The organism is Candidatus Microthrix parvicella Bio17-1, assembly GCF_000299415.1.
GTDB lineage: Bacteria > Actinomycetota > Acidimicrobiia > Acidimicrobiales > Microtrichaceae > Microthrix > Microthrix parvicella.
Genome location: NZ_AMPG01000001.1, coordinates 1,111,751 through 1,132,248, shown reverse-complemented (window position 1 = coordinate 1,132,248; position 20,498 = coordinate 1,111,751). Strand labels below are relative to the sequence as shown.

22 protein-coding genes are annotated in these 20,498 nt (G+C 66.3%); 13 read left to right on the top strand and 9 right to left on the bottom strand.

Annotated elements, in window-relative coordinates; all coding sequences use genetic code 11:
• Window positions 1–130: 130 nt before the first annotated feature.
• Complete coding sequence (locus MPARV_RS0105535) at window positions 131–1,849, bottom strand: glycoside hydrolase family 5 protein (RefSeq protein ID WP_157789469.1); 1,719 nt, start codon at window positions 1,847–1,849, stop codon at window positions 131–133.
• Window positions 1,850–2,005: 156 nt separating this feature from the next.
• On the opposite strand from MPARV_RS0105535, the gene MPARV_RS24580 reads away from it, so the two are divergent.
• From MPARV_RS24580 to MPARV_RS0105495, 8 genes are all read left to right on the top strand, one after another.
• The gene (locus MPARV_RS24580; protein WP_020377539.1) at window positions 2,006–2,422 is read left to right on the top strand and encodes a cupin domain-containing protein; all 417 of its coding nucleotides are present in this window, start codon (window positions 2,006–2,008) and stop codon (window positions 2,420–2,422) included.
• 73 nt (window positions 2,423–2,495) lie between these two features.
• Entirely contained in the window at window positions 2,496–3,950 is a 1,455-nt protein-coding gene (locus MPARV_RS20870; protein ID WP_172636557.1) for a glycoside hydrolase family 27 protein, read from the top strand.
• A 42-nt stretch (window positions 3,951–3,992) separates the two neighbouring features.
• On the top strand, window positions 3,993–4,943 hold the full coding sequence (locus MPARV_RS20865; RefSeq protein ID WP_157789468.1) for an MBL fold metallo-hydrolase: 951 nt from the start codon (window positions 3,993–3,995) through the stop codon (window positions 4,941–4,943).
• A gap of 24 nt (window positions 4,944–4,967) precedes the next feature.
• A complete protein-coding gene (locus MPARV_RS0105515; protein WP_031277352.1) occupies window positions 4,968–5,147 on the top strand; it encodes a hypothetical protein in 180 nt (59 codons plus the stop codon).
• A 2-nt stretch (window positions 5,148–5,149) separates the two neighbouring features.
• The gene (locus tag MPARV_RS0105510; protein ID WP_012224266.1) at window positions 5,150–5,419 is read left to right on the top strand and encodes a metal-sensitive transcriptional regulator; all 270 of its coding nucleotides are present in this window, start codon (window positions 5,150–5,152) and stop codon (window positions 5,417–5,419) included.
• A gap of 75 nt (window positions 5,420–5,494) precedes the next feature.
• Window positions 5,495–6,748 (top strand): ATP-binding protein, encoded by a 1,254-nt coding sequence (locus tag MPARV_RS0105505; protein ID WP_012224272.1) that lies wholly within the window; start codon window positions 5,495–5,497, stop codon window positions 6,746–6,748.
• A 25-nt stretch (window positions 6,749–6,773) separates the two neighbouring features.
• On the top strand, window positions 6,774–6,941 hold the full coding sequence (locus MPARV_RS24575) for a hypothetical protein (protein WP_012224274.1): 168 nt from the start codon (window positions 6,774–6,776) through the stop codon (window positions 6,939–6,941).
• Window positions 6,908–7,372, top strand: a complete 465-nt coding sequence (locus MPARV_RS0105495; protein ID WP_202948809.1) for a bleomycin resistance protein — start codon at window positions 6,908–6,910, stop codon at window positions 7,370–7,372. The genes MPARV_RS24575 and MPARV_RS0105495 overlap by 34 nt, the downstream gene beginning before the upstream one ends.
• Before the next feature lie 93 nt (window positions 7,373–7,465).
• Here the strand turns inward: MPARV_RS0105495 and MPARV_RS0105490 are convergent, their stop codons facing one another.
• The 3 genes from MPARV_RS0105490 to MPARV_RS0105480 all read right to left on the bottom strand — a co-directional run bounded on the left by MPARV_RS0105490 (window position 7,466) and on the right by MPARV_RS0105480 (window position 9,104).
• Window positions 7,466–7,852: a DUF1622 domain-containing protein gene (locus MPARV_RS0105490; RefSeq protein WP_012224278.1), complete on the bottom strand. Its 387-nt coding sequence runs from the start codon at window positions 7,850–7,852 to the stop codon at window positions 7,466–7,468.
• 94 nt (window positions 7,853–7,946) lie between these two features.
• Window positions 7,947–8,654: an SDR family NAD(P)-dependent oxidoreductase gene (locus tag MPARV_RS0105485; protein ID WP_012224280.1), complete on the bottom strand. Its 708-nt coding sequence runs from the start codon at window positions 8,652–8,654 to the stop codon at window positions 7,947–7,949.
• A gap of 12 nt (window positions 8,655–8,666) precedes the next feature.
• Window positions 8,667–9,104, bottom strand: coding sequence for a nuclear transport factor 2 family protein (locus tag MPARV_RS0105480; protein ID WP_012224282.1), 438 nt, complete (start codon window positions 9,102–9,104; stop codon window positions 8,667–8,669).
• 23 nt (window positions 9,105–9,127) lie between these two features.
• On the opposite strand from MPARV_RS0105480, the gene MPARV_RS0105475 reads away from it, so the two are divergent.
• On the top strand, window positions 9,128–10,099 hold the full coding sequence (locus MPARV_RS0105475; protein WP_020377533.1) for an SDR family NAD(P)-dependent oxidoreductase: 972 nt from the start codon (window positions 9,128–9,130) through the stop codon (window positions 10,097–10,099).
• Between the two features lie 115 nt (window positions 10,100–10,214).
• Here the strand turns inward: MPARV_RS0105475 and MPARV_RS0105470 are convergent, their stop codons facing one another.
• Window positions 10,215–11,414 (bottom strand): acyl-CoA dehydrogenase family protein, encoded by a 1,200-nt coding sequence (locus MPARV_RS0105470; RefSeq protein ID WP_020377532.1) that lies wholly within the window; start codon window positions 11,412–11,414, stop codon window positions 10,215–10,217.
• Window positions 11,415–11,807: 393 nt separating this feature from the next.
• The gene (locus MPARV_RS0105455; RefSeq protein WP_020377530.1) at window positions 11,808–12,968 is read right to left on the bottom strand and encodes an ATP-binding protein; all 1,161 of its coding nucleotides are present in this window, start codon (window positions 12,966–12,968) and stop codon (window positions 11,808–11,810) included.
• Between the two features lie 472 nt (window positions 12,969–13,440).
• On the opposite strand from MPARV_RS0105455, the gene MPARV_RS0105450 reads away from it, so the two are divergent.
• On the top strand, window positions 13,441–15,009 hold the full coding sequence (locus MPARV_RS0105450) for an SDR family NAD(P)-dependent oxidoreductase (RefSeq protein WP_012224293.1): 1,569 nt from the start codon (window positions 13,441–13,443) through the stop codon (window positions 15,007–15,009).
• Between the two features lie 327 nt (window positions 15,010–15,336).
• Here MPARV_RS0105450 and MPARV_RS0105440 read toward each other — a convergent pair whose 3' ends face one another.
• Together MPARV_RS0105440 and MPARV_RS0105435 are read right to left on the bottom strand one after the other, a co-directional pair.
• The gene (locus MPARV_RS0105440; protein WP_020377528.1) at window positions 15,337–16,110 is read right to left on the bottom strand and encodes a class I SAM-dependent methyltransferase; all 774 of its coding nucleotides are present in this window, start codon (window positions 16,108–16,110) and stop codon (window positions 15,337–15,339) included.
• On the bottom strand, window positions 16,110–17,075 hold the full coding sequence (locus MPARV_RS0105435; protein ID WP_020377527.1) for a DUF808 domain-containing protein: 966 nt from the start codon (window positions 17,073–17,075) through the stop codon (window positions 16,110–16,112). Before MPARV_RS0105435 ends, MPARV_RS0105440 begins: the two co-directional genes overlap by 1 nt.
• Before the next feature lie 133 nt (window positions 17,076–17,208).
• Here MPARV_RS0105435 and MPARV_RS0105430 point away from each other — a divergent pair, with 133 nt between their 5' ends.
• The 3 genes from MPARV_RS0105430 to MPARV_RS0105420 all read left to right on the top strand — a co-directional run bounded on the left by MPARV_RS0105430 (window position 17,209) and on the right by MPARV_RS0105420 (window position 20,028).
• Entirely contained in the window at window positions 17,209–17,814 is a 606-nt protein-coding gene (locus MPARV_RS0105430) for a DUF488 domain-containing protein (protein WP_200865188.1), read from the top strand.
• 61 nt (window positions 17,815–17,875) lie between these two features.
• On the top strand, window positions 17,876–19,093 hold the full coding sequence (locus tag MPARV_RS0105425) for a hypothetical protein (protein ID WP_020377526.1): 1,218 nt from the start codon (window positions 17,876–17,878) through the stop codon (window positions 19,091–19,093).
• A gap of 83 nt (window positions 19,094–19,176) precedes the next feature.
• The gene (locus MPARV_RS0105420; protein WP_012224315.1) at window positions 19,177–20,028 is read left to right on the top strand and encodes a patatin-like phospholipase family protein; all 852 of its coding nucleotides are present in this window, start codon (window positions 19,177–19,179) and stop codon (window positions 20,026–20,028) included.
• 25 nt (window positions 20,029–20,053) lie between these two features.
• On the opposite strand, the gene MPARV_RS20860 is transcribed toward MPARV_RS0105420, so the two are convergent.
• On the bottom strand, window positions 20,054–20,416 hold the full coding sequence (locus MPARV_RS20860; RefSeq protein WP_012224317.1) for a TraR/DksA family transcriptional regulator: 363 nt from the start codon (window positions 20,414–20,416) through the stop codon (window positions 20,054–20,056).
• Window positions 20,417–20,498: the final 82 nt, after the last annotated feature.

Below are 20,498 nucleotides of genomic sequence, written 5' to 3'. Positions count from 1 at the left end.
CGGCGGGACTGTCATCAGAGCAGGTGTCGGGTTGCGCCCTGGGTTGGGGCGATCACAGGACGGTCGACGTCGCAAAGCGTCCCGGGTTTGGTGAATCCGATCTCGCCTGGGGCGCTTCAGGCCATTGGAACTAGCCGGTGAACTTCGGGGGGAGGGGCACAGAGGCCCTACCGGTCGCCGACGTGTTGGATTGCGTTGGGGCGGAAGGCGTCGACGCGGGTCCGCTCGGTGGTGCCGACGGTGCTGAGGGGCCCGATGTTGGTGCTGGGCCCGATGGTGATGCGGGCGCGGCCGGCGCCTCGTCGACCGGCCCGACCCACAGGCGGTAGTCCCCGGCGGATCCAACCGTGGCGGTGATGAGACGGCCACCGGGCACCTCGGTCTCCGCCACATTGATCAGATTGCGCGTCTCCACTGGATGGGTGGAATCGGCTGTCGTTGGGGTCCAAACCACCAACTCGCCACCCGGTTTGGGTGCGGTGGCGGCCATGGACAGGAACCCGGTGTCCGGGTCGCTGCGCAGCTCGGTGATGCGGCCCGGTGTGGCACGGGGGTAGCCGCGGCCCAGGATGTCCAGAAACGCGTCGTTGGGACCCAAGTCGATGTTGGCCGGGCACTCCTGCTTGTTCAGATGGACCTCCACACCGGCAGGTGACACCACCTTCCCGTCGATCCATTGCAAGGTGTGCGGGTCGCCACACGACTGGCGCCACTGCCACCAGGCCCCGCCCCAGGCCAGCCGGTCCTCGTCGGTGGCGTAGCGCCGAGCCTTGACCAGTGTTTCGGGGCCGGTGTCCCAGAACCCGTATTCGCCGCCCCAGTTCGGCACCCCGATAACGGTGGTCAGCCCATCGACCACCTCGTTGAGGCCCTCGATGGTGAAGCCGTTCTCGATCGATTCGGAATAGTTGTGCACCGATGCGACCACGTTGGTGGTGTCGAGGTTGACCGCAGCCGGGTCGGGGATCACCAGGCCGCGGCTTTGGTCGCCTGCGGGAAGGGCGGGTTCGATCAAGATCAGTTGTCCGAATGGTGCGTTGGCCTGGGCTGCGCGGATCGAGCCGATCGTCTCGGCCAAAAACTCGTTGTAGGTCGGTGCCAGCTCGCCGGCGGGCTTGGGGTTCTCCGGCTCGTTGAGCACGTCGAATCCGGCCACCTCGCTCCGACCTGCGAACCGTTTGGCCACCGCCCCCCAGGTGGCGACGAACCGGTCGCGGATGCCGTCGGTGTTGTCGTAGAAGTGGTTCCAGGCTCGGTTGACCGCGGGGGAGCTGTTGCGTTCGCCATTGGTGAGGCAGGTGGACAGACCATCGGTCAACGTGGCCCAGGCGGGGGCTCCGTCCCACCCCTTCGCCGGGGTCGTTCCATCGGGGCAGTCGGCCGGGTCGGTCGTGAAGATGAACGCCGAGTAGGCATCCTGGTGCATGTCGATCACGCTGTACATGCCGTGCTCGGCGGCAGAACGGACGTAGGCGTCCACCTCGTCCAGGTAGCCCTGGTCGATGGTGCCCCGAGTGGGCTCCACCCGCGACCAGGTGATCAGCAGGCGGATCACGCTGAAGCCGTGAGCCGCCATCCGCTCCCAGTCGGCCTCACTCACCGGAATGGTGGGATCTAGCTTGGGCACGCCCTGCCAGTACTCGCCCAGCGAGTTGACGTTGGCGCCGCGCAACAACATGTCACGACCCTGCGAGTCGACGATGCGGCGGTCTTTCGAGGTGGACAGCGGCAACAGCTCGACGATGTCGGCCACGGTGGAGCCTGCCGATGCCGATGCCGATGCCGATGCCGATGCGGTGCCGGTCGTCGCAACCGTGGCGCCCGCAGTCAGCATCAGAAATGCGGTCACGGCGGCTCCGATGCGGCTGACGTGATGTGATCTGGGTGGCATCGGTGCGCCCTTCCTCCGGTTGGTCAACGAAGTTCATCACATCCCGCTGCGTTGCATCTCAGACCCGGCTGTAGCACGCTCGAATCGTCTGCCGTCGAGAAGGGGAGCGGGTACATGGATGAGCACAGCGGCGAGATCGAGCCGGGCACGGTGATCGACATGGCGGGCGAGGTGATCGGACTGTCGGCATCCCACGGCGAGGTCTGCCTGATGGCACATGGGTCCGGACCGCCCGTGCGCCTCGAAGGGCACACGATCGGCCTCGGCTCGTTGACGGCGGACTCCATGCCGCCACACAGCGGTGAGATGCACCCGGACGGCGACGAGGTGTTGATCACGGTCTCCGGCGTGATCGATGTGGACCTCGAACTCGACTCTGGCACACGGACCGTCCGGGTCGGGCCGGGCCAGGCCCTCGTGGTGCCGAAGGGTGTCTGGCATCTCATCCGCCTGGTCGAACCCGGGCAGGTGGTCAACATCACCCCGGGGCCTCGCGGCGAGCATCGTCCGTTGGCCCCGATTCCAGGCTGAGAACGGGCGTCAACGCGCCGCGTCCATCAATGAATGGGTGTCCGCCGATGGGGGGCTCGGTATGGTCGGCGCAATGTCCACCCCCGACATCGCCTCGTTCGATCCGTTTGCCGGCCCTCCGCAGCTGCACGGCGCCCGTCGCTTCGGGGTCCGGCCGGGAACCGAGCTGATCCATCCGCTCGCCGTCAGCGGCGAGCGACCACTCCGCTTTGAGGTCGCCGGGCTGCCCGACGGGCTCACCGTGGATGGCGACGGCATTGTCAGGGGCGTGGCCCCGGCCGGTCCCGGTGAGCACGCGTTGGTGGTGACCGCCACCAACGCGCTGGGCGCGATTGTCGAGCCGGTCACCCTGTGCCTTGGCGGCACGCTGGCGTTGACCCCACCGATGGGCTGGAACTCGTGGAACGTGTACGGCGCCACGGTCAGCGCCGAGGTGGTGTTGGCGGTGGCTCAGGCGATGGTCGACACCGGCATGCGCGACCTCGGCTACTCGTACATCAACATCGACGATTTCTGGCATGCCTCCGCTCGCTCCGCCGATGGTCGACCACTGACCAACCCTGAGACGTTCCCCGGGGGCATCGCCCCGGTCGCCGAGCGGGTCCACCAGCTGGGCCTGAAGCTGGGCATCTACTCTGATGCCGCCGAGCTCACCTGCGGAGGGTGTTTCGGCAGCCTGGGCCATGAGCAGGTCGACGCCGCGGCCTACGCCGAGTGGGGCGTCGATCTGTTGAAGTACGACTACTGCCACGCCCCCGTCGGCCGGGACGCCGCCATCGAACGCTACGGGGCCATGGGGCGGGCGCTCGCCGAGGCCGACCGGTCGATCGTGTTCAGCGTGTGCGAGTGGGGCCTGCGTCAACCCTGGCGCTGGGCCGCCGACCTTGGCGGCTCCCTCTGGCGGACCACGCCCGACATCTTCGACTCCTACTCCTGGCTGCCGCTCGGCGTGCGCGGCCTCGCCGCCCGCAACGTGAAGCTGAACCGCTACGCCCGGCCGGGCCACTGGAACGATCCCGACATGCTGCTGGTCGGCAATCGGGGTCGGGGCAGGAGCACCGGGGAGTTGCGGCTGCCCAAGGGGCCCCGGCCCAAGGTGTGGAGCTTTCGCGGCATCAGCGACGTGCAGGCCCACAGCCACATGACCCTGTGGGCCATGATGGCGGCTCCGCTGCTCACCTCCCACGACCTGGCCTCAACCGGCGAGTTCGACCGGCGGTTGCTGACCAACCCCGAGATTCTGGCGATCAACCAGGACGAGCTGGGCGTCCAGGCCCGCAAGGTCTCGCCCCGCTTTCGCCCGTGGGTGCTCGCCAAGCCACTGGCGGATGGCTCGTTGGCGGTGTCGATCACCAACATGGGGCGTCGGACGCGACGGGTGAGCCTCCCGCTCGGCGAGGTCGGCTGGGACGGCGATGCCGAGGTGCGCGATGTCTGGCGGATGCGGGACGTCGGCCGCCTGGATCGGCTCGACGTCGAGCTGGCGCCGTTCGCCTCGGTGGCCTACGTGTGCCGTCAGACCGATTGAGCAACCCACCGGGCTGTCCCGACGATGGAGGATCCTTCACACATGGACCTACGACACCTTGGCCCGTCTCGCGTTTCGGCGATGATCGGCTCGGTTCGTCACCGCAACGACCCGAGCGTTCAGGCCGATCTCAACTGGGGCAGCCACGAGGTCGGCCTCCCGGTCGGCCTGGAGATCCAATGGCTGGGAACCGCCGGGTTCCGGCTCGCCTACGAGGGCACGACGATCGTGATCGACCCTTACCTGTCCCGGGTGTCCCTGGGCGACCTGGCCCGTAACCGCGTGTTGCAGAGCGACGCGGCGATGGTTGACCGCGTGCTGCCCAACGCCGATGCGGTGCTCGTCGGTCATAGCCACTTCGACCACGCAGTCGACGTGCCCCACCTGGCCGCCGCCCACGGCTGCCCGGTATACGGCTCGGAGTCGGTGCGGCACCTGCTCGGCCTGTTCGGGCTGGCCGAGCAGGCGGTGGTGGTCGAGCCGCGTCGACGGTATGAGATCGGCCCGTTCACGATTTCGTTTACCCCGAGCCTGCATTCAAAGTTGCTGCTGGGCCGCAAGGTGCCCATGGACGGCGAGCTGACGTGTGGATCCCTCAAGCACCTCGGCGGCCGGGAGTATCGCTGTGGCCAGGTCTGGGCGTTCACGATCGAGGTCGCCGGCATCACGATGTACCACCAGGGCTCGGCCGACCTGATCGATGATGAGATCTCCACGACGGGGGTCGATGTGCTGTTGTGCGGGATTGCCGGACGGCTGTGGTCGCCCAACTTCACCCGCCGCATCATCGCTGCGGTCGACCCTGGCCTGATTATCGCCCATCACCACGATGACTTCTTTCGTCCTGTCGACGCCGAGATGGGGTACTCCTTCAACGTCAACCTTGGCGGGTTCGTCGAGGAGGTTGCCGCCGTCGATCCCAATCTGCCGGTGCAGGTGCTTGAGCCGCTCCAAACCGTGAGGGGTGGTGGGGCAGGGGCGGTTGCATCCTGATACCCCTAGGGGTATCATGTGAGCATGTGCCAACGAGTGACGTGCCCAACCTGTCAACGACCGACCTACGCCGGCTGCGGCAGCCACATCGAGCAGGTGCTCGGCGACGTGGCCCCTGCAGATCGCTGCCAGGGCCACGCCCGAGGCGCCGGCAACTCCACAGCGAAGCGGTCGTGGTTCGGTCGACGCGGCGCCAAGGTGTAGCAGTGGATCTGCCCGAGGAGGTCGTCGACGACCTGAGGAAGCGACTTCGTCGCATCGGCGGTCAGATCCAAGGCATCGAGCGCATGCTGGAGGAGGGTCGGGAGTGTCGAGACCTCGTCACCCAGATCTCCGCCGCCAACCGGGCGTTGGAGCGCACGGGGTTTCGCCTGGTCAGCGCCGGTATGGAGTACTGCATCTCCAACCCGGACAAGGCCGAGGCGGAGGGCTACCCGATCGATGAGGTCGAGAAGATGTTCCTGCGGCTCGCCTGACGATCCAGCGAATACCCAGCCCTGAACTCTGAAAAAGCCATAGGCTGGACACTGAAAAAGCACTAGTCTGGGCGCATGGGGCTCCTACGGCGAGGCATAGAGCCGACGATTGGACGGTTGCTTGACTCGGCCAAGGTCGTTGTCATCGAAGGAGGCCGGTCGGTCGGCAAGACGACGCTCGCTCGTCGGATAGCCACCGAGCGCGCCTTCGAGACGGTGTTCGACCTGTCCGATCCCGCCGATCTGGCGGCGCTGGAGGCTGACGCGTTTCGAGTGCTCGACGCGTCGCCTGGCCCGGTGCTCATCGATGAGGCTCAGCTCATCCCCGACCTCACCGTGGCGGTCAAGCGCCTGGTGGACCAGTCGGGTCGGTTCGGACAGGTGCTGCTCACCGGCTCCTCCCGCATCGGCCGAGGTGCGCTGGGCGGTGGCGATCCGCTGGCCGGTCGGGCGGTGCGCGCCCGCCTGACGTCGTTCACACGCAGCGAACTGGCAGGGACCCCAAGTTCCACGCTGGCTGACTGGTGGACTGGTGATCCGACCCTCGAGCCACGGGAGGCGATCGATCTGCTCGACCTGACCGAGGCTTTGGTGGCCGGCGGCCTTCCCCCGATCGCGCTGAACCCCGCGGCTGGCACGGCGCTCCGAGGGGCGCTGATCGAGGCCTACGTCGAAGGTGTCCTGACGATGAACCTTGCGGGGAGTCGGGTGGATCGGTCCCGGCTCGCCCAGACCTTCAGGTATCTGGCGGCGAACCCGGGACAGATCCTCAACATCAGCCGAGCGGCATCGGAACTCTCGATGAGCGCCGATACTTTTCAGCGCTACCTCGAACTCTGCACCACGGCGTTTCTGCTCGAAAGCGTTCCGGCCGTCCGTCCCAACGAGCACCAGAGCGTGACCGCTCATCCACGCGTGTTTACGAGCGACGTGGCGCTGGCCGCATGGGCGGCGGACACGTCCCCGGAGCGGTTGGTGCGCCAGCGAGCCCTGAGCGGGTCACTCCTGGAAAACCTGGTGGCCCACGAGTTGCTGGCCCAATCGGCCTGGTCGGTCGCGCCCGCTCGATTGATGCACTGGCGCGACACCCGGGCAGGCCACGAGGTCGACCTCGTGCTGCGAGACGGACCGGGTTCGTACCTGGCGTTCGAGGTGAAGTCGGCCTCAACCGTGTCGATCAGCGACGCCCGAGGTCTGCGGGCATTTGCCGAGGCGGCCGGCGAACGGCTGATTCGATCGTTCGTCGTCCATACCGGGCGCCTGGTCACCCAGCTCGACGAACACATCTGGGCCGTGCCGGTGACAGCGCTCTTCGAGGGCGGACGGTGAAGCCGACGGGTTCGAGACCTTCGTCGTGAACGAGTTGGCCACGCAGCTGGACTGCGTCGGAGGTGTCGACGGCATGTTTCATTGGCGAAACTGCCAACGCGACGAGGTCGACCTCGTCATGGACGCCGGGCGACACATCCTGCCGCTTGGTGATGATGTGTGGGCCGTACCGATCTCAGCGCTGTGGGCGTAATTCGGCTGGTGCCCGAACTCAAGGTGAGCGACCTCGGCGCGAGCCGCGCCTTCTACGTCGACGCTCTCGGCTTCGAGGTCGCCTACGAGCGCCCAGAGGAGCGATTTGTCTACCTCGATCGCGCGGGCGCCGAGCTGATGCTGGACGAGATTCAGTCCAACGACCGCGTCGAGGTGGCGCCACTGGAACGACCCTTTGGGCGCGGGGTCAACCTGCAGATCGAATGCCCGGGCGGCCTCGGCGAACTGCTCGAATCGCTCGACCGCCACGGCGTGATGCCATTCCTTCCCTTGGAGGACCGCTGGTACCGGCGGGGAAGTACCGAGCTGGGTAACCGCCAGGTGTGGGTCCAGGATCCGGACGGCTACCTGCTGCGGTTCTTCGAGGATCTGGGCCAGCGGAGCGTCGCTGGGGAAGAGCCGCACCTGTAACGCATCGGGCCGATCTCGTTGCCGTTCTGATCTGAGATCTTGGCACCCTCGTACACGGACCCATGTTTCCGGAGGAGCGCGTGAGCCGCCGGTCTACTGGTGAGGTGGCAACTCGGACAGCCCCCGCTCAGCCTGCTCGGCCTCGAACTTCTTTCTGCGCCACGGAGCGATGCCATCGACCTCGGCGTCGAGCGACAGGCTCAGCACGGTTCGCACCACGACGAGTACGCCCAGGGTGACCACGCTCTCGACCGTGCTCTCCACCGCCACGGTCTTGATCACGTCGGCTGCGACGAGCACCTCGAGGCTCAACAGCAGGGTGCGACCCAGGCGGATCCGGCTCTGCTCGTAGGCCGGCTGCCCGCGGATCAGTGCAACGACGCTGGTCCATGTAACCAGCAAGGCGCCGACGATCAGGATGCCCACCCCAACCAACTCGAAGGCTTGGGCAACCTTCGACATCCCTTCAGTGAACTCCATTCCGTCTCCTTCGTTGGCTTACGTGCTCGTCCACGTCCAGGTCGACGTGGCGGTCGGGTCGCTTCGGACGGTGCCGCCGCTCCGCCGAAGAAACTCAGGCGCTGGCACCACCGTCGATCTCCAGGGTGGTGCCGCTGATGTTGGCGGCCTCATCCGAGGCCAGGTAGGCGACTGCGGCGGCCACCTCGTCTGCCTCGACCAATCCCCCCAAAGGTGACATCGAGCGCTGGAGCAGCGTCATATCGGCATCCTCGGGCAGGTGGTAGTCGCTGAGAAACGGGGTGTTGACAGCACCAGGGCATACGGCGTTGACGCGCACGCCCGTCGACGCCAGCTCGACCGCCATCGATTTGGTCAGCGCGATGACCCCGCCCTTCGATGCCGAATAGGCGGCGTTGTAGGGCGTCCCGCGAACGCCGGCAAGCGAGGCCATGTTGACGATGACCCCTCTCGATTCGAGCAGCGCAGGTAGCGCCGCCTGGGAAAGCAGGAAGGTGCCGGTGAGATTCACCTGAATCACCCTGTGCCATTCCTGCGGGGTGACGTCCTCGATCCGGCCGCCGGCACCGATTCCGGCAACGTTGACGACGATGTCCAGCTGGTCGTGGCGCTCGAGAGCCTCGGCGATCGCCGCAGCGCAGGACTCGGGGTCGGTGACGTTGCAGGTGACGCCGTCGTCGATCTCAGCGATGTCGGCGGCGACGACGGTGGCACCCTCGGCTGTCATGCGGTCGACCACGGCGGCGCCGATGCCGCTGGCCGCACCCGACACCAGGGCCACTTTGTTGGTCAGTCGTTCCATACTGGTCGCTCCCTACGGGTTGAACTTCAGATGATGGGTGAGGTCGCCGGTGAGGTCCACGAACATCTCCCGGGTGTCGAAGCACCACTCGCCGTCCACGCGATGAAAGGTGTCGTGGTACCGCCCGGTGATGATCGCCTGGAGGGGCAGCCCGTCGGTGGCCTGAAGCACCGTGTACGAGGAGCAAGCCTTTGCGGTCTGGCCATCGTCGCCAATGTCGACCGCAACGTTGGTGATGAGGTGCTTGGTGCGAGGGGTGCCGTCCGCGTGCAGCCTGACTGCGTCGTCGTACATGGCTCGAACCTGTGTGGCACCCTCGTGCACCACGCCGGGCGCGGCCTGAATGCGCCCGTGGGCGAACAGATCGGCCACTCGGGCAAGGTCTCCCGAATCGAGGTACTCGGCGTAGGCGAAGATGAGTTTTTCGATCTCGCGTCCGCTGTCCCCCATGGCCGAGATGATAGTGATGCAGCGTGACGACCCTCCCCGCTGATCATTTCGACGCCGACTCCACCACCGACGAGGTGCTCGATGGTCTCGACCTCAACGGACGCAACGTGGTGATTACCGGCACCTCGTCCGGGCTGGGTATCGAAACCGCCCGAGCGCTCTCAGCACGCGGAGCACACGTCGTCGGTGTGGTGCGCAACATCGACAAGGCGCGTGCCGCCCTTGCCGAGGCGGGCGCCTCCGAGGTTGATCTCTACGAGGCCGACCTGGCCTCGCTGGAGTCGGTTCGGGCGTTCACCGACCGGTATGTCGCCGACGGCCACGACCGCATCGACGTGCTGATCGCCAACGCCGGCATCATGGCCTGCCCGCAGGGCAGCACCACCGACGGGTTCGAGCTGCAGTTTGGTACCAACCACCTGGGGCACTTCCTGCTCATCAACCGCCTGCTGCCGTTGCTGCTCAACGCGAAGGCGGCACGCGTGGTCATGTTGTCCTCGTCCGGGCACAGGTTTGGCGACGTCAGCCTGGACGACCCCAATTTCGAGCGCACCCCGTACGACGCCTGGATGGCGTATGGCCGGGCCAAGACCGCCAACGTGTTGTTTGCCGTCGAGCTCGACCGGCGCTACCGCAGCCAGGGGCTGCGGGCGACGGCGGTGCACCCGGGCGGCATCGTCACCGATCTTGGTCGCCATCTCACCGACGAGACGATCAATGCGCTGATTGAGGCCCGAAGTGGCGCCGAGATCAAGTGGAAGAATGTGCAGCAAGGGGCGGCCACCTCGGTGTGGGCCGGCTTTGTGGCCGACGCCGACGCGGTGGGCGGTCGCTACTGCGAGGATTGCGCCGTGGCTCCGGTGATCGACGATGTGGCACACACGCCGGGCGTGATGGGCTACGCGCTTGACCCGGACACCGCTGCCGGGTTGTGGACCCTGTCCGAACACCTGGTCGGCGAGACGTCTTCTGCGGGTGAGATCCAACCGCGATGACATCCACTGGTCACCGGCGACACGCCCGCCCGCTCGGCAGGTTCCACCACCGTCCAACGACTGGCGTCGGGAACTGACTGCCCGCGGGCACGTCGATCCGTGCCACAGGGTGCGGCTACCCGCGGGGCACGTCGATCCAGGGGATGTCCTTGTCGCTGCGAGGCTCGCCGGGCAGGCCCAGCACCTGTTCGCCGAGGATGTTCTTCATGATGTTGGTGGTGCCACCCTCGATCGTGTTGGCCTGGGACCGAAGGAACGCATGCCCGGGGGTGCCGCCGGTGAGTGCGGCGATGGTGGGGCGGCGGAAGGTGAAGTCGTAGCCCACCTGTCCAGCGGGGCCCATCATGTCGAGCACGGCCTCGGTGATCTCCTGGTTCAAGACGGCGCTGACGGCTTTACCGACCGAACCTTCGGGTCCGGGGTTGCCCGCCTTGGCGGCCTGTGAGGCACGGAAGTTGGTCAGGCGCAACACGTCGGCCCGGACGTACAGCTGCATCACCTCGTCGCGGGCGGCCGCCGACAGCGTGTCGGCATGGTCGGAGTAGGCGGTGATCAGCTCGGCGATCGGCCCGGTGCCAGCCTTTGGGGCGCTGCCACCGCCACCGCTGCCGCCGATGGCGGTGCGCTCGTTCATCAGGGTGGTGAGCGCCGCCCGCCAACCCTCGCCCTCGGCGCCGATGCGGTGGGCATCGGGGATGATCGCGTCGGTCATGAAGACCTCGTTGAACTCGGCCTCGCCGGTGATCTGGCGCAGCGGCTGCACATCCACACCGGGTGCGTGCATGTCGAGGGCGAAGTAGGTCATGCCACGGTGCTTGCGCACGCTGGGGTCGGTGCGGGCCACCAACATGCCCCAGTCGGCGATGTGGGCCAGGGTGTTCCACACCTTCTGGCCGTTGATCACCCACTCGTCGCCGTCCTTGACCGCTTTGCAGCCAAGCCCAGCGAAGTCCGATCCGGCGCCGGGCTCTGAGAACAGCTGGCACCACTTCTCCTCGCCGGTGAACATCGGGCGGAGGAAACGCTGCTTCACGGCCTCGTCGCCGTGGGTGACGATGGTTGGGCCGGCCAGCGCGATGAAGAACATCGACAGGTCCATGGGCGGTGCGCCCGCCTCGGCCAGGCGCCTGTTCACATTCCGCTGCAACTGCGGAGCCACGCCGAGCCCGCCGTTGCCCTCGGGGTACTGCACCCATGCCAATCCAGCATCAAACTGGTGTCCCCGAAACTCTTCGTACCCCTCAGCCTTCGGATCGTGGTCCGCCAACAGGGCGTCGAGGGCGGTTTCAACCTTGGCTGCATCTGCGTCTGTCATGGCTGCCAGTATTCCAGGCGACCCGGAGGTCGTGTCGACCGGCTATGCCGAGCGATTGGGCACGACAGGCTCGATTGTGGCGATGTAGCCCCTCCTCCGGTCTGGGGCCGCACGCTCAAGGTCCGGTCGGGGTCAGCGCCAGAGGTTCATGTCTTCGATTCGGATGTGGCTGCTCGGCTGCTCGGCTGCTCGACTGCTTGGCCTCAGCCCGGCAAAGTTGGGCACGTTGACACCGTCGGCTTTGACCGAGTTCGGCCACCTCTTGAAAAGCCTTGTTGTTGGGGGCTGCTGAAACAGGCGTCCTGGAGCGACGCGGACCTCCGGTAAGGCTCCCCACGGGTCCGCCTGTTTGTACGGTGGGGAGCCGACGAGATTGAGTGCCTGTCAAGATTGTTACCAGTCGGTTCGCGTGGCCAGTTCGTTGATGCTCACGGCCTCAACATCGGCGGTCAGCGCAAAGGTGTGCTCGCCTGCGTGCACGAGGTAGGTGCGATCGAGGCCGAGCGTGTCGATCGCCATGCGAAGCGACCTGGTCGGGCGAGGTGCGGAGGTTCGCTTCACCTCAAAGCCGACTCGTTCGGCGCCTCGCACGATGAGTAGGTCAAGTTCGGCTCCGGCGTGGGTGGCCCAGAAGTAGCGCTGGTCGGGGCGGCTTCCTGTGATCGAGGCCAGTTGGTCGATCACGAAACCCTCCCACGACGCACCAAGGATCGGGTGGCGTTCAACAGCAGTCCGGTCGGGGAGATCCAGCAGCGCGTGCAGCAGCCCGCTGTCGGCGATGTACACCTTCGGTGACTTCACCTGGCGCTTCGACACGTTTTCGTGCCACGGCTTCAGCTGGGTCACGACCAGTGCCGACGTCAACAGGTCGAGGTAGCTGCGCACCGTCGTGGCCGCAACACCAAAGGAAGACGCGAACCTGGCCCCGTTCCAGACCTGCCCGTGCACGTGGGACAACATGTGCCAGAACCGGTCGTGCGTTGCGCTGGGCACCGTGCTGCCGAGTGCCGGCAGGTCGCGTTCGACAAACGTGCGGACGAAATCGAGTCGCCACTGGAAGCTGATCGGGTCGTCAGTTGCGAGGTAGCTGCGCGGGAATCCCCCGCGAAGCCACAGCGAGTTGAGGTCCAGCCGATCGGCCGCAGCGAGTTCATCAACTCGCAACGGCGGCAGGTTGTAGTGGGAGATGCGCCCGGCCAGCGTCTCCGATGACTGACGAAGCAGTTCTGGAGCGGCGCTCCCAAGGATGAGGAAGTGCCGGTTGGGGTCTCTGTCGATCAGGCCGCGCAGCACTGGAAACAGATCGGGGCGCCGCTGGATCTCATCGAGGATCACCAGCCCGCTCAGTGGTTCCAGGGCCAACTCTGGTTCGGTCAGCCGGGCCAAATCGGCGGGTCGTTCGAGGTCGAAGTATGCAGTCTCGCCGTCCCATTCCTCCGCAATACGGTGTGCGATCGTGGTCTTACCGACCTGGCGGGCCCCGAGCAGCGCCACCGCCGGGTTGGACTCCAAACGCTTGGCGATCTCTCGTTGATGAGCCGATCTCGACAACATCCCGTGCACCATACTTGAAAAACGAGTGGCAAGCAACCGATATTCGAGTATAAATTCTCTCTTGGACCCGCACACGGACGATCTCTTCGAATGGGCGAAGTCGATCCTGGGTCTTCCGATACAGCTCGCGACGGGCGCGCGGAACGGCTCGGATGCGAAAGCGGGTGGAACTCCTCCGGCACGACAACGACCACGTCGTGGCCCGCGCGAGCGAGACCGGACGCGATCGGAACGTACGGGAACACATGGCCCCGGTAGGCCATCGAGTACACCACGATCTTCGCCATGATCAGCCGGTCCTTTCCTGGCCCACAGCGTTGAACGCCCCAACCCAACCGCTAATACCGAACGCAACTCAGGCTGGGTGGGCCCGGCAGACCGAATCGGCCGCAGGAGCGAGGCGGGTTGTCGTTGTCGGCGACCAGTTCGTGTGGACTGCCGGCGTTGAGAAGCCGGTCGGTACAGTCGAGCGGTGAACGACTCGGGCGCATCGAGCAGCGACGACGATCTGCGGGCACAACTACTGGAGGCCACCGCGCTCCTCCGGCGGGTCGCCGGGGCGAAGGACCTGCTGGCACCCCTGTCGGTCGAGGAGCGAACGGCGCTGCTGAACGCTGCGGGCGACGTGTTCTGTGGCGACGCAGATGAGCGGCGGCTTCGGGTGAAGGCCCGACGCAAGGCGCAGCGGGCCCAGAAGATCCGGCGCGACGATGAGGTGCTGTCGGAAACCGGCATCCGCACCCTGCGCGACAAACCCGTGTTCACGACGCCGAATGTGTTCCCCCCGGAGGGGTTCGAGCAGGCAGATGTTGACGACGCGCTGTTTCGCGAGACCGTCGAGCCGCAGCACTGTTACGTGTGCAAGGCGAAGTACTCCTCCGTGCACCACTTCTACGACCAGCTCTGCCCCGAGTGCGCCCAGTTCAACTTTGCCAAGCGTGGTGAGACCGCCGACCTGACGGGCACGGTGGCGTTGCTGACCGGCGGCCGGGTGAAGATCGGTTACCAGGCCGGCATCAAGTTGTTGCGCTGTGGTGCCGAGTTGATCGTGGCCACGCGCTTTCCCCGTGATGCCGCGGCTCGGTACGCAGCCGAGGACGACTTTGAGGACTGGGGCGATCACCTGGAGATCTTTGGCCTCGATCTGCGCCACACCCCCAGCGTCGAGGCGTTCTGCTCCCACGTGCTGAACACTCGGGACCGGCTGGACCACATCGTCAACAACGCCTGTCAGACCGTGCGCCGACCGCCGGGTTTTTACGGGCACATGATGGAGGGCGAAACCGCCGCGCTGGCATCGCTGTCGCCGGAGGTGTTGGCGTTGGTCGGCGCCTACGAGGGGCTGCGCCGCTCTGACATGCTGCCCGCCGATGCATCGGGGGTGGCCCTGACCGCGCCCGACGGTGACGGCCCCTCCGCCGGGTCTTCGGGATTGACGCGGGCCGCCGAACTGTCCCAGGTGCCGCTGCTGCCCGGTGACCACGGCGGGGACGGCGATGCCTTGTTTCCGGAGGGGCGCTTGGACCAGGACCTCCAACAAGTGGACCTGCGTGACCGAAACTCGTGGCGCCTGTTGCTGCACGAGGTGTCGTCGGTGGAACTGCTTGAAACCCAACTGGTGAACGCGGTTGCACCGTTTGTGATCAACGCCCGCCTGCGGCCCCTGATGGAGGCGACCCCGGGCGCCCACAAGCACGTCGTCAACGTGTCGGCGGTCGAGGGCCAGTTCTATCGACGATTCAAAACCACCAAGCACCCACACACCAACATGGCCAAGGCGGCGCTCAACATGATGACCCGCACCTCGGCGACCGACTTCCACGCCTCGGGCATCCACATGAACAGCGTCGACACCGGGTGGGTGTCCGACGAGGACCCGGTGGACAAGGCCAACGAGAAGCGAGCCGAGCACCGCTTTCACCCGCCACTCGACATCGTCGACGGCGCCGCCAGGATCGTCGACCCGATCATCGACGGCGCCAACACCGGCACCCATGTGTGGGGACAGTTCCTCAAGGACTACCGACCCACCGATTGGTGAGGATTGCTCACCTTGGCGGTCCGGTCGGTGTCGGCTTCGAGGAGCGCCTCACCCCAACCGTTCACAGCGTCGCTGATGGTGTGCCAATCAGCGCCGAACTCACCAGCGACCTCAGCAACGGTCCGGACGTGGTCGCCGAGCTGACGACACGCCCACAACCAGGTCCGGCCTGCGATGTGGTCGTCGGCTCGGGTGATTGGAGGATTGCTCGTGAGCGCCGCTCCTTTGGGAATTGGGCCGATGCTGACCTCACGTGCGGGTCACACGGTTACCCCTTGGCATCAATGGGCTGATGCCTGTTCCAACCCCGCTCCTGGTCGACCGGAGCTATGGAACCTCGCGGATGGCGGTGACGCTGCGGGCAACGGCTGTGAGCGTGATCGGGCCGGGGGGCGACCCCAACTGCTCGTAGAGACGATCGCGAAGCAATGCTTGTTGGAGGGCGGGGAGCGCAACACAGTGGGCGCCTGCGGGGCCGATACCCGCCTGGAAACCGGTCCAGACCTCATCGAAGTCGACGTAGGTGGTGTGCACCTCGATGGTGGTCTCGTTGATGTCAACGAGGTCTGCCTCGACGAAGAGCCTGGCGATCTCGCCGGGACGGCCGAATCGCAGCTCTCGGGTGGTGTCCGACACGTCGGGGTCGACCTCGTGGACGGCGTCCCAAAATGCTCGCAGCACGTCCATCTCCCGCTCGGCGTCCCACACGCAGGCGGCGACGGTGCCGCCGGGGCGCACGACTCGCCGCAGCTCGTCGGCGGCTGCCGGGGCGTTTGCAACGAAGTGGAGGACCAGTTGGGCTGCGGCCAGGTCGAACCGGGCGTCGGTGAACGGGATGGCCTCGGCCTTGCCGACCTGCACCTCGACGCCCGGGTTGCGCTTGGCGCACTCGTCGACGAACCCGGGCGAGGGGTCGCATGCCGCCACCGCTGCCGGGCCGAGGCGTGTGGCCAGCGCCGAGGTCAGGGCTCCCGGCCCACATCCGACGTCGAGGACCTGCTGGCCGGCGACCGGGTTGAGCGCGTCGACGAATTCAGCCGCCAGCGGGGCGGAGTATCGACCCATGAAGAGGTCGTAGGAGGCGCCGCCGGCGTGAAACATCAGTGAGTCGCTCTCGATCCGTGAGTGCGTGCCGCCTTGACCCGCGTGATGACGGCGACGAGAACGAAGCCGACCGCCAGACCGATCAACGCGGATGCCAGGGTGTTGACCACCCACGACAGCACGCCCCCGATGCCAGCGATGTCGTGCACCCGCGTTTCCAGGGAGTGCACGAAATCGTAGGGGCCGTGCCAACCCAGCTTGTCGGTGCCGTTCAACAGAATGTGGCCGCCGACCCAGATCATGGCGGCGGTTCCGATGGTGGCCAGGGCGGCCAACAGCTTGGGCATGCCATTGACCAATGCCCGTCCCACCCGCTGCGACCCGTTGCCCGATCGCTGGGCGAGGTGCAGCCCCACGTCGTCCATCTTCACGATGAGCGCCACCACGCCGTACACGGCCACGGTGATCAGCACGGCGACGATTGCCAGGATGATCGCTCGGGAGAAGAGGCCCTCGTCGATCACCTCTTTCAGCGCGATGACCATGATCTCCGTCGACAGGATGAAATCGGTGCGAACGGCGCTCTTCACCGTCTGCTCCTCCTGCTCGGGGCCGTCGGCCGGGGCAATGAGGTCGGGCGCATCGTGCGCGGCCTCGTCGACGTGGGAGCTGAAACGGTGGTGGATCTTTTCGGCCCCCTCGAAGCTCAGGTAAGCGCCACCGAACATGAGGATGATCTCGACGAGGATCGGGGCAACCTCGCTGAGCAGCAGGGCAGCCGGGAGGATGATCAGCAGCTTGTTGCGCAGCGAACCGGTGGCGATCCGCCTGATCACCGGCAGTTCCCGATCGGCGGTCAGCCCATCGACGTAGGTGGGGGTGACCGCGGTGTCGTCCACGACCACCCCGGCGGTCTTGACGCTGGCCCGTCCGGCGGCCGCACCAACATCATCGATGGAGGCTGCCGCCAGCTTGGCGAGTGCGGCGATGTCGTCGAGAAGACCAACCAGGCCACCGCTCATGTGATCCCCCTACCGCCGAAGGCGGCCTCGTTCGTCGTTGGGTGTTCCATAGTTTGCCCGCTGGGCACCGTCCAACCCGGAACTGCTGTTGGCCGGCTGTTTCGGGACCCTGAAACCGGCGGAGGAGAAGGGTTTGCTGTCAGCGCGATTCGGGGATGACGATGAGGTGAATGGCGCAACGGTATCGACCGATGGCGGGGCGGGGCCCGACGCGATCTACACGATTGGTCATGGCACGCTGCCCGCCGAAGCGCTGATGGAGCTGCTGGAGGCGCAAGACATCACCCGGCTGGTCGATATCCGGTCCTTTCCCGGCAGCCGACACAACCCGCAGTTCGGCCGGGAGGAAATGGAGCGCTGGGTGCCGGCGGCGGGGATTGACTACCGCTGGCTCAAAGTGCTGGGGGGACGACGCCGGTCTCAGGACGAGTCGCGCCATATGGCGCTTCGGCACCCGGCATTTCGCTCCTACGCCGACTACATGGAAACCAACGACTTCGCCTCGGGCATGGCCCAGTTGCTGACGCTGGCCACCGAGCAGCCGACGGCGATCATGTGCAGCGAATCGGTGTGGTGGAAATGCCACCGCAGGCTGGTGTCAGACCATCTCGTGCTCATTGAACACATTCCGGTGCTTCACGTGATGCACACCGGGAAACTGAACGAACACCCTCCGCTGGCCGAGGCCAGGGTGGAGGGAAACGATCTGGTGTACGACGTCGGCACGCTGGGGCTGTGACGTTGGGACGATCAGGTCACACGGGTGAAACGATCCTGCGCCCGACCTACCATGACCGACGATGAGCTTGGCCGACGCTGGGAGTTCCAAACCGAAGGCCGCCCCCAACCGGGTGGCGCAGGCCCAGGCGCAGGCTCGACCAACCTTGGTGCTGGTGGCCCTGTTTTTGTTGGCCGCTGCGGTGGCGGGTGCCGTGCCCCACTCGACCGGGCCGTGGTTGCCACTGCACCTGGCGCTTGCGGGAGCGCTGCTGCTGGCGATCTCCGGGGTCACCCAGTTTCTGGGGGTGACCTGGGGTGCGGCACCGGCACCCAACGCAACCCTGGTGATGACCCAACGTGTGCTCATCGCTGCGGGCACGGTGATGGTGGCTGTGGGCCGGGAGGTGCCGGCCGATGCACTCACCGGGCTGGGTGGGCTCTTGGTGATCGCCGGCCTGGTGGTGCTGATCGTCATTCTGGTCGGCATTGGGCGCAACGCGCTGCAACGGCGGCTGCGCCCCGCCATCGTGGCCTATGTGGCAGGCGCCCTGCTGGGTCTGGTTGGAATCACCCTTGGCGCAATCCTGGGTTCGGGCGGCGGGGGTGGTTGGTACGGGCAACTGCGCGAGGTGCACGCCACGATCAACCTGTTGGGACTGTCCGGACTGGTGATCGCCGGGACGTTGCCCTTCTTCGTGGCGACCCAGGCCAAGGTCAAGCCGTCGAAGCGGGCCACCCAGCGCGCTCAGTTTGGAATGCAGGCGGTGATGGCTGTCGCCCTGGTGCTGGCGGTCGTCGGGCTACTGGGCGAGTGGAAGGTGGTGGCGACGGCGGGGTTTGGGTTGTATGCCGCCACGTTGCTCGCCTTGGTTGGGCTCCTCCCGAACCTGGGTGGGAAGCAGTTTCATTGGGCCGGACCCAGGCTGGTGCAGGCGAGTGCCTCGATCGCTTGGTGGATCGGTGGGGTGACGCTGGCGGCGGTTCACGCCGCAGACGGCCGGGCCCCGATCTCGGGAGCGGTGATTCCGGCGTTGGCGATCGGGGCATACGTGCAACTGCTGGTGGCGTCGTTGTCGTACTTGGGCCCGGTGCTGGTGGGCGGCGGCCATCAACGACTCACGGCCAACTTTGCGATCACGCGTTCGTGGGTGGGGCTGGTGGCCGGCAATGTCGTGGCCATCGCCGCGTGCGCCGGCCTGGGTCGACCGATCTATGCGGGAGCCCTTGCGGCCTGGACGGTCGATGGGACGGTTCGGGCAACGTTGCTGATCAGGTCCCGCCTGCGCCCGGAAGTCTAAAACTATCAGTGATTGACATTACAGCCTGACCGTCGTACAACGAATTGCATGCTCGGGTCGTCGATCAGCGGGGAGGTACCTGGGTGACCACAGCATTCGTCTTGTCGGGAGGGGCCGCCCATGGCGCGGTCCAGGCGGGCATGTTGATGGCGCTGGACGAGCGCAATATCCGTCCGGATCTGATCGTCGGCACATCGGTTGGAGCGATCAACGGAGCGTGGCTTGCCGGCCACCCTCCCGGCGACTCCGATCTTGCGGGGCTGGCAAACCTCTGGCGGTCGCTGAAGCGCAGCCAGGTGTTTCCCACCCGTCCGCTGCTGGGACTGCGCGGGTTTCTGGGGCAGGCGCGGAACCTCGTGCCCGCCGGGCCGCTGCGCCGCCTGGTACGCCAACACGTGACGTTTGAACGCCTGGAGGACGCCCACGTCCCGCTGCACGCGCTGGCGGCGGACGTGCTCACCGGCGAGGGCGTGCTGCTGTCCACCGGTGACACCGTGGACGCGGTGGTTGCCAGCGCGTCGATCCCTGCGGTGTTCCCGCCGGTGAAGATCGGGGAGCGGTACCTGATGGACGGTGGGGTCGTGAACAACACCCCAATCTGCCAGGCCGTCGAACTGGGCGCCGACCGGATCTGGGTGATGCCCACCGGCTATGCCTGTGCGCTGACCGAACCCCCGGCCGGGGCGTTGGCAATGGCGCTCCACGGGGTGATGATGATGATCAACCAGCGCCTGGGTGGCGACGTGGTGACCTACGAATCGCAGGTGGACCTCAGTGTGGTACCCCCGCCATGTCCGATCCGAACCAGTCCCGCCGACTTCTCTCATGGTGCCGAACTGATTGAGCGCGGCCATGACACGGCGGTCGCCTGGCTGGATGGCAACATCCCCGACCTTGGCGCTGCAGTGTTCCTCGACCCGCACCATCACGGATGACGGTCGTCGGTTCGTAGCTGTTGGCCTACCAGGCGGCGGCGCACCCGATGCAGCGGTCGGCCTCGGGGATGGCCTCCATGCGCTCGAACGGGATGGCCTTGCCGCAGTCGACACAGACGCCGTACTTGCCGGCCTCCAGGCGTTGGAGCGCATCTTGGAGTTCGACGACGGCTTCTAGCGCGGCGTCGAGTTCCTCTCGACCCAGCTCGCGGTCGACCGCCGAGTCCGAGTCGGCGAGCGCCTCAAAATCGATGGTGGCTTGCTGGACGCGCTCCCGCTGAATGGTGAGCTGGTCGGTCAACCAGTCTCGAAGGACCTGGCGTTGATCGTCGGTGAGTTGCCCTTCGGCACCCACGTTGGAAGATGGACTGGCGGTTGAGGTCGTCACGGCTGCGTTCCTTCCCGAGCTACTTGGTTGAGGTGCTGCACTTGAATGGAAAAGCGTTGATGCCGGGGCAGCGAACAAGCGT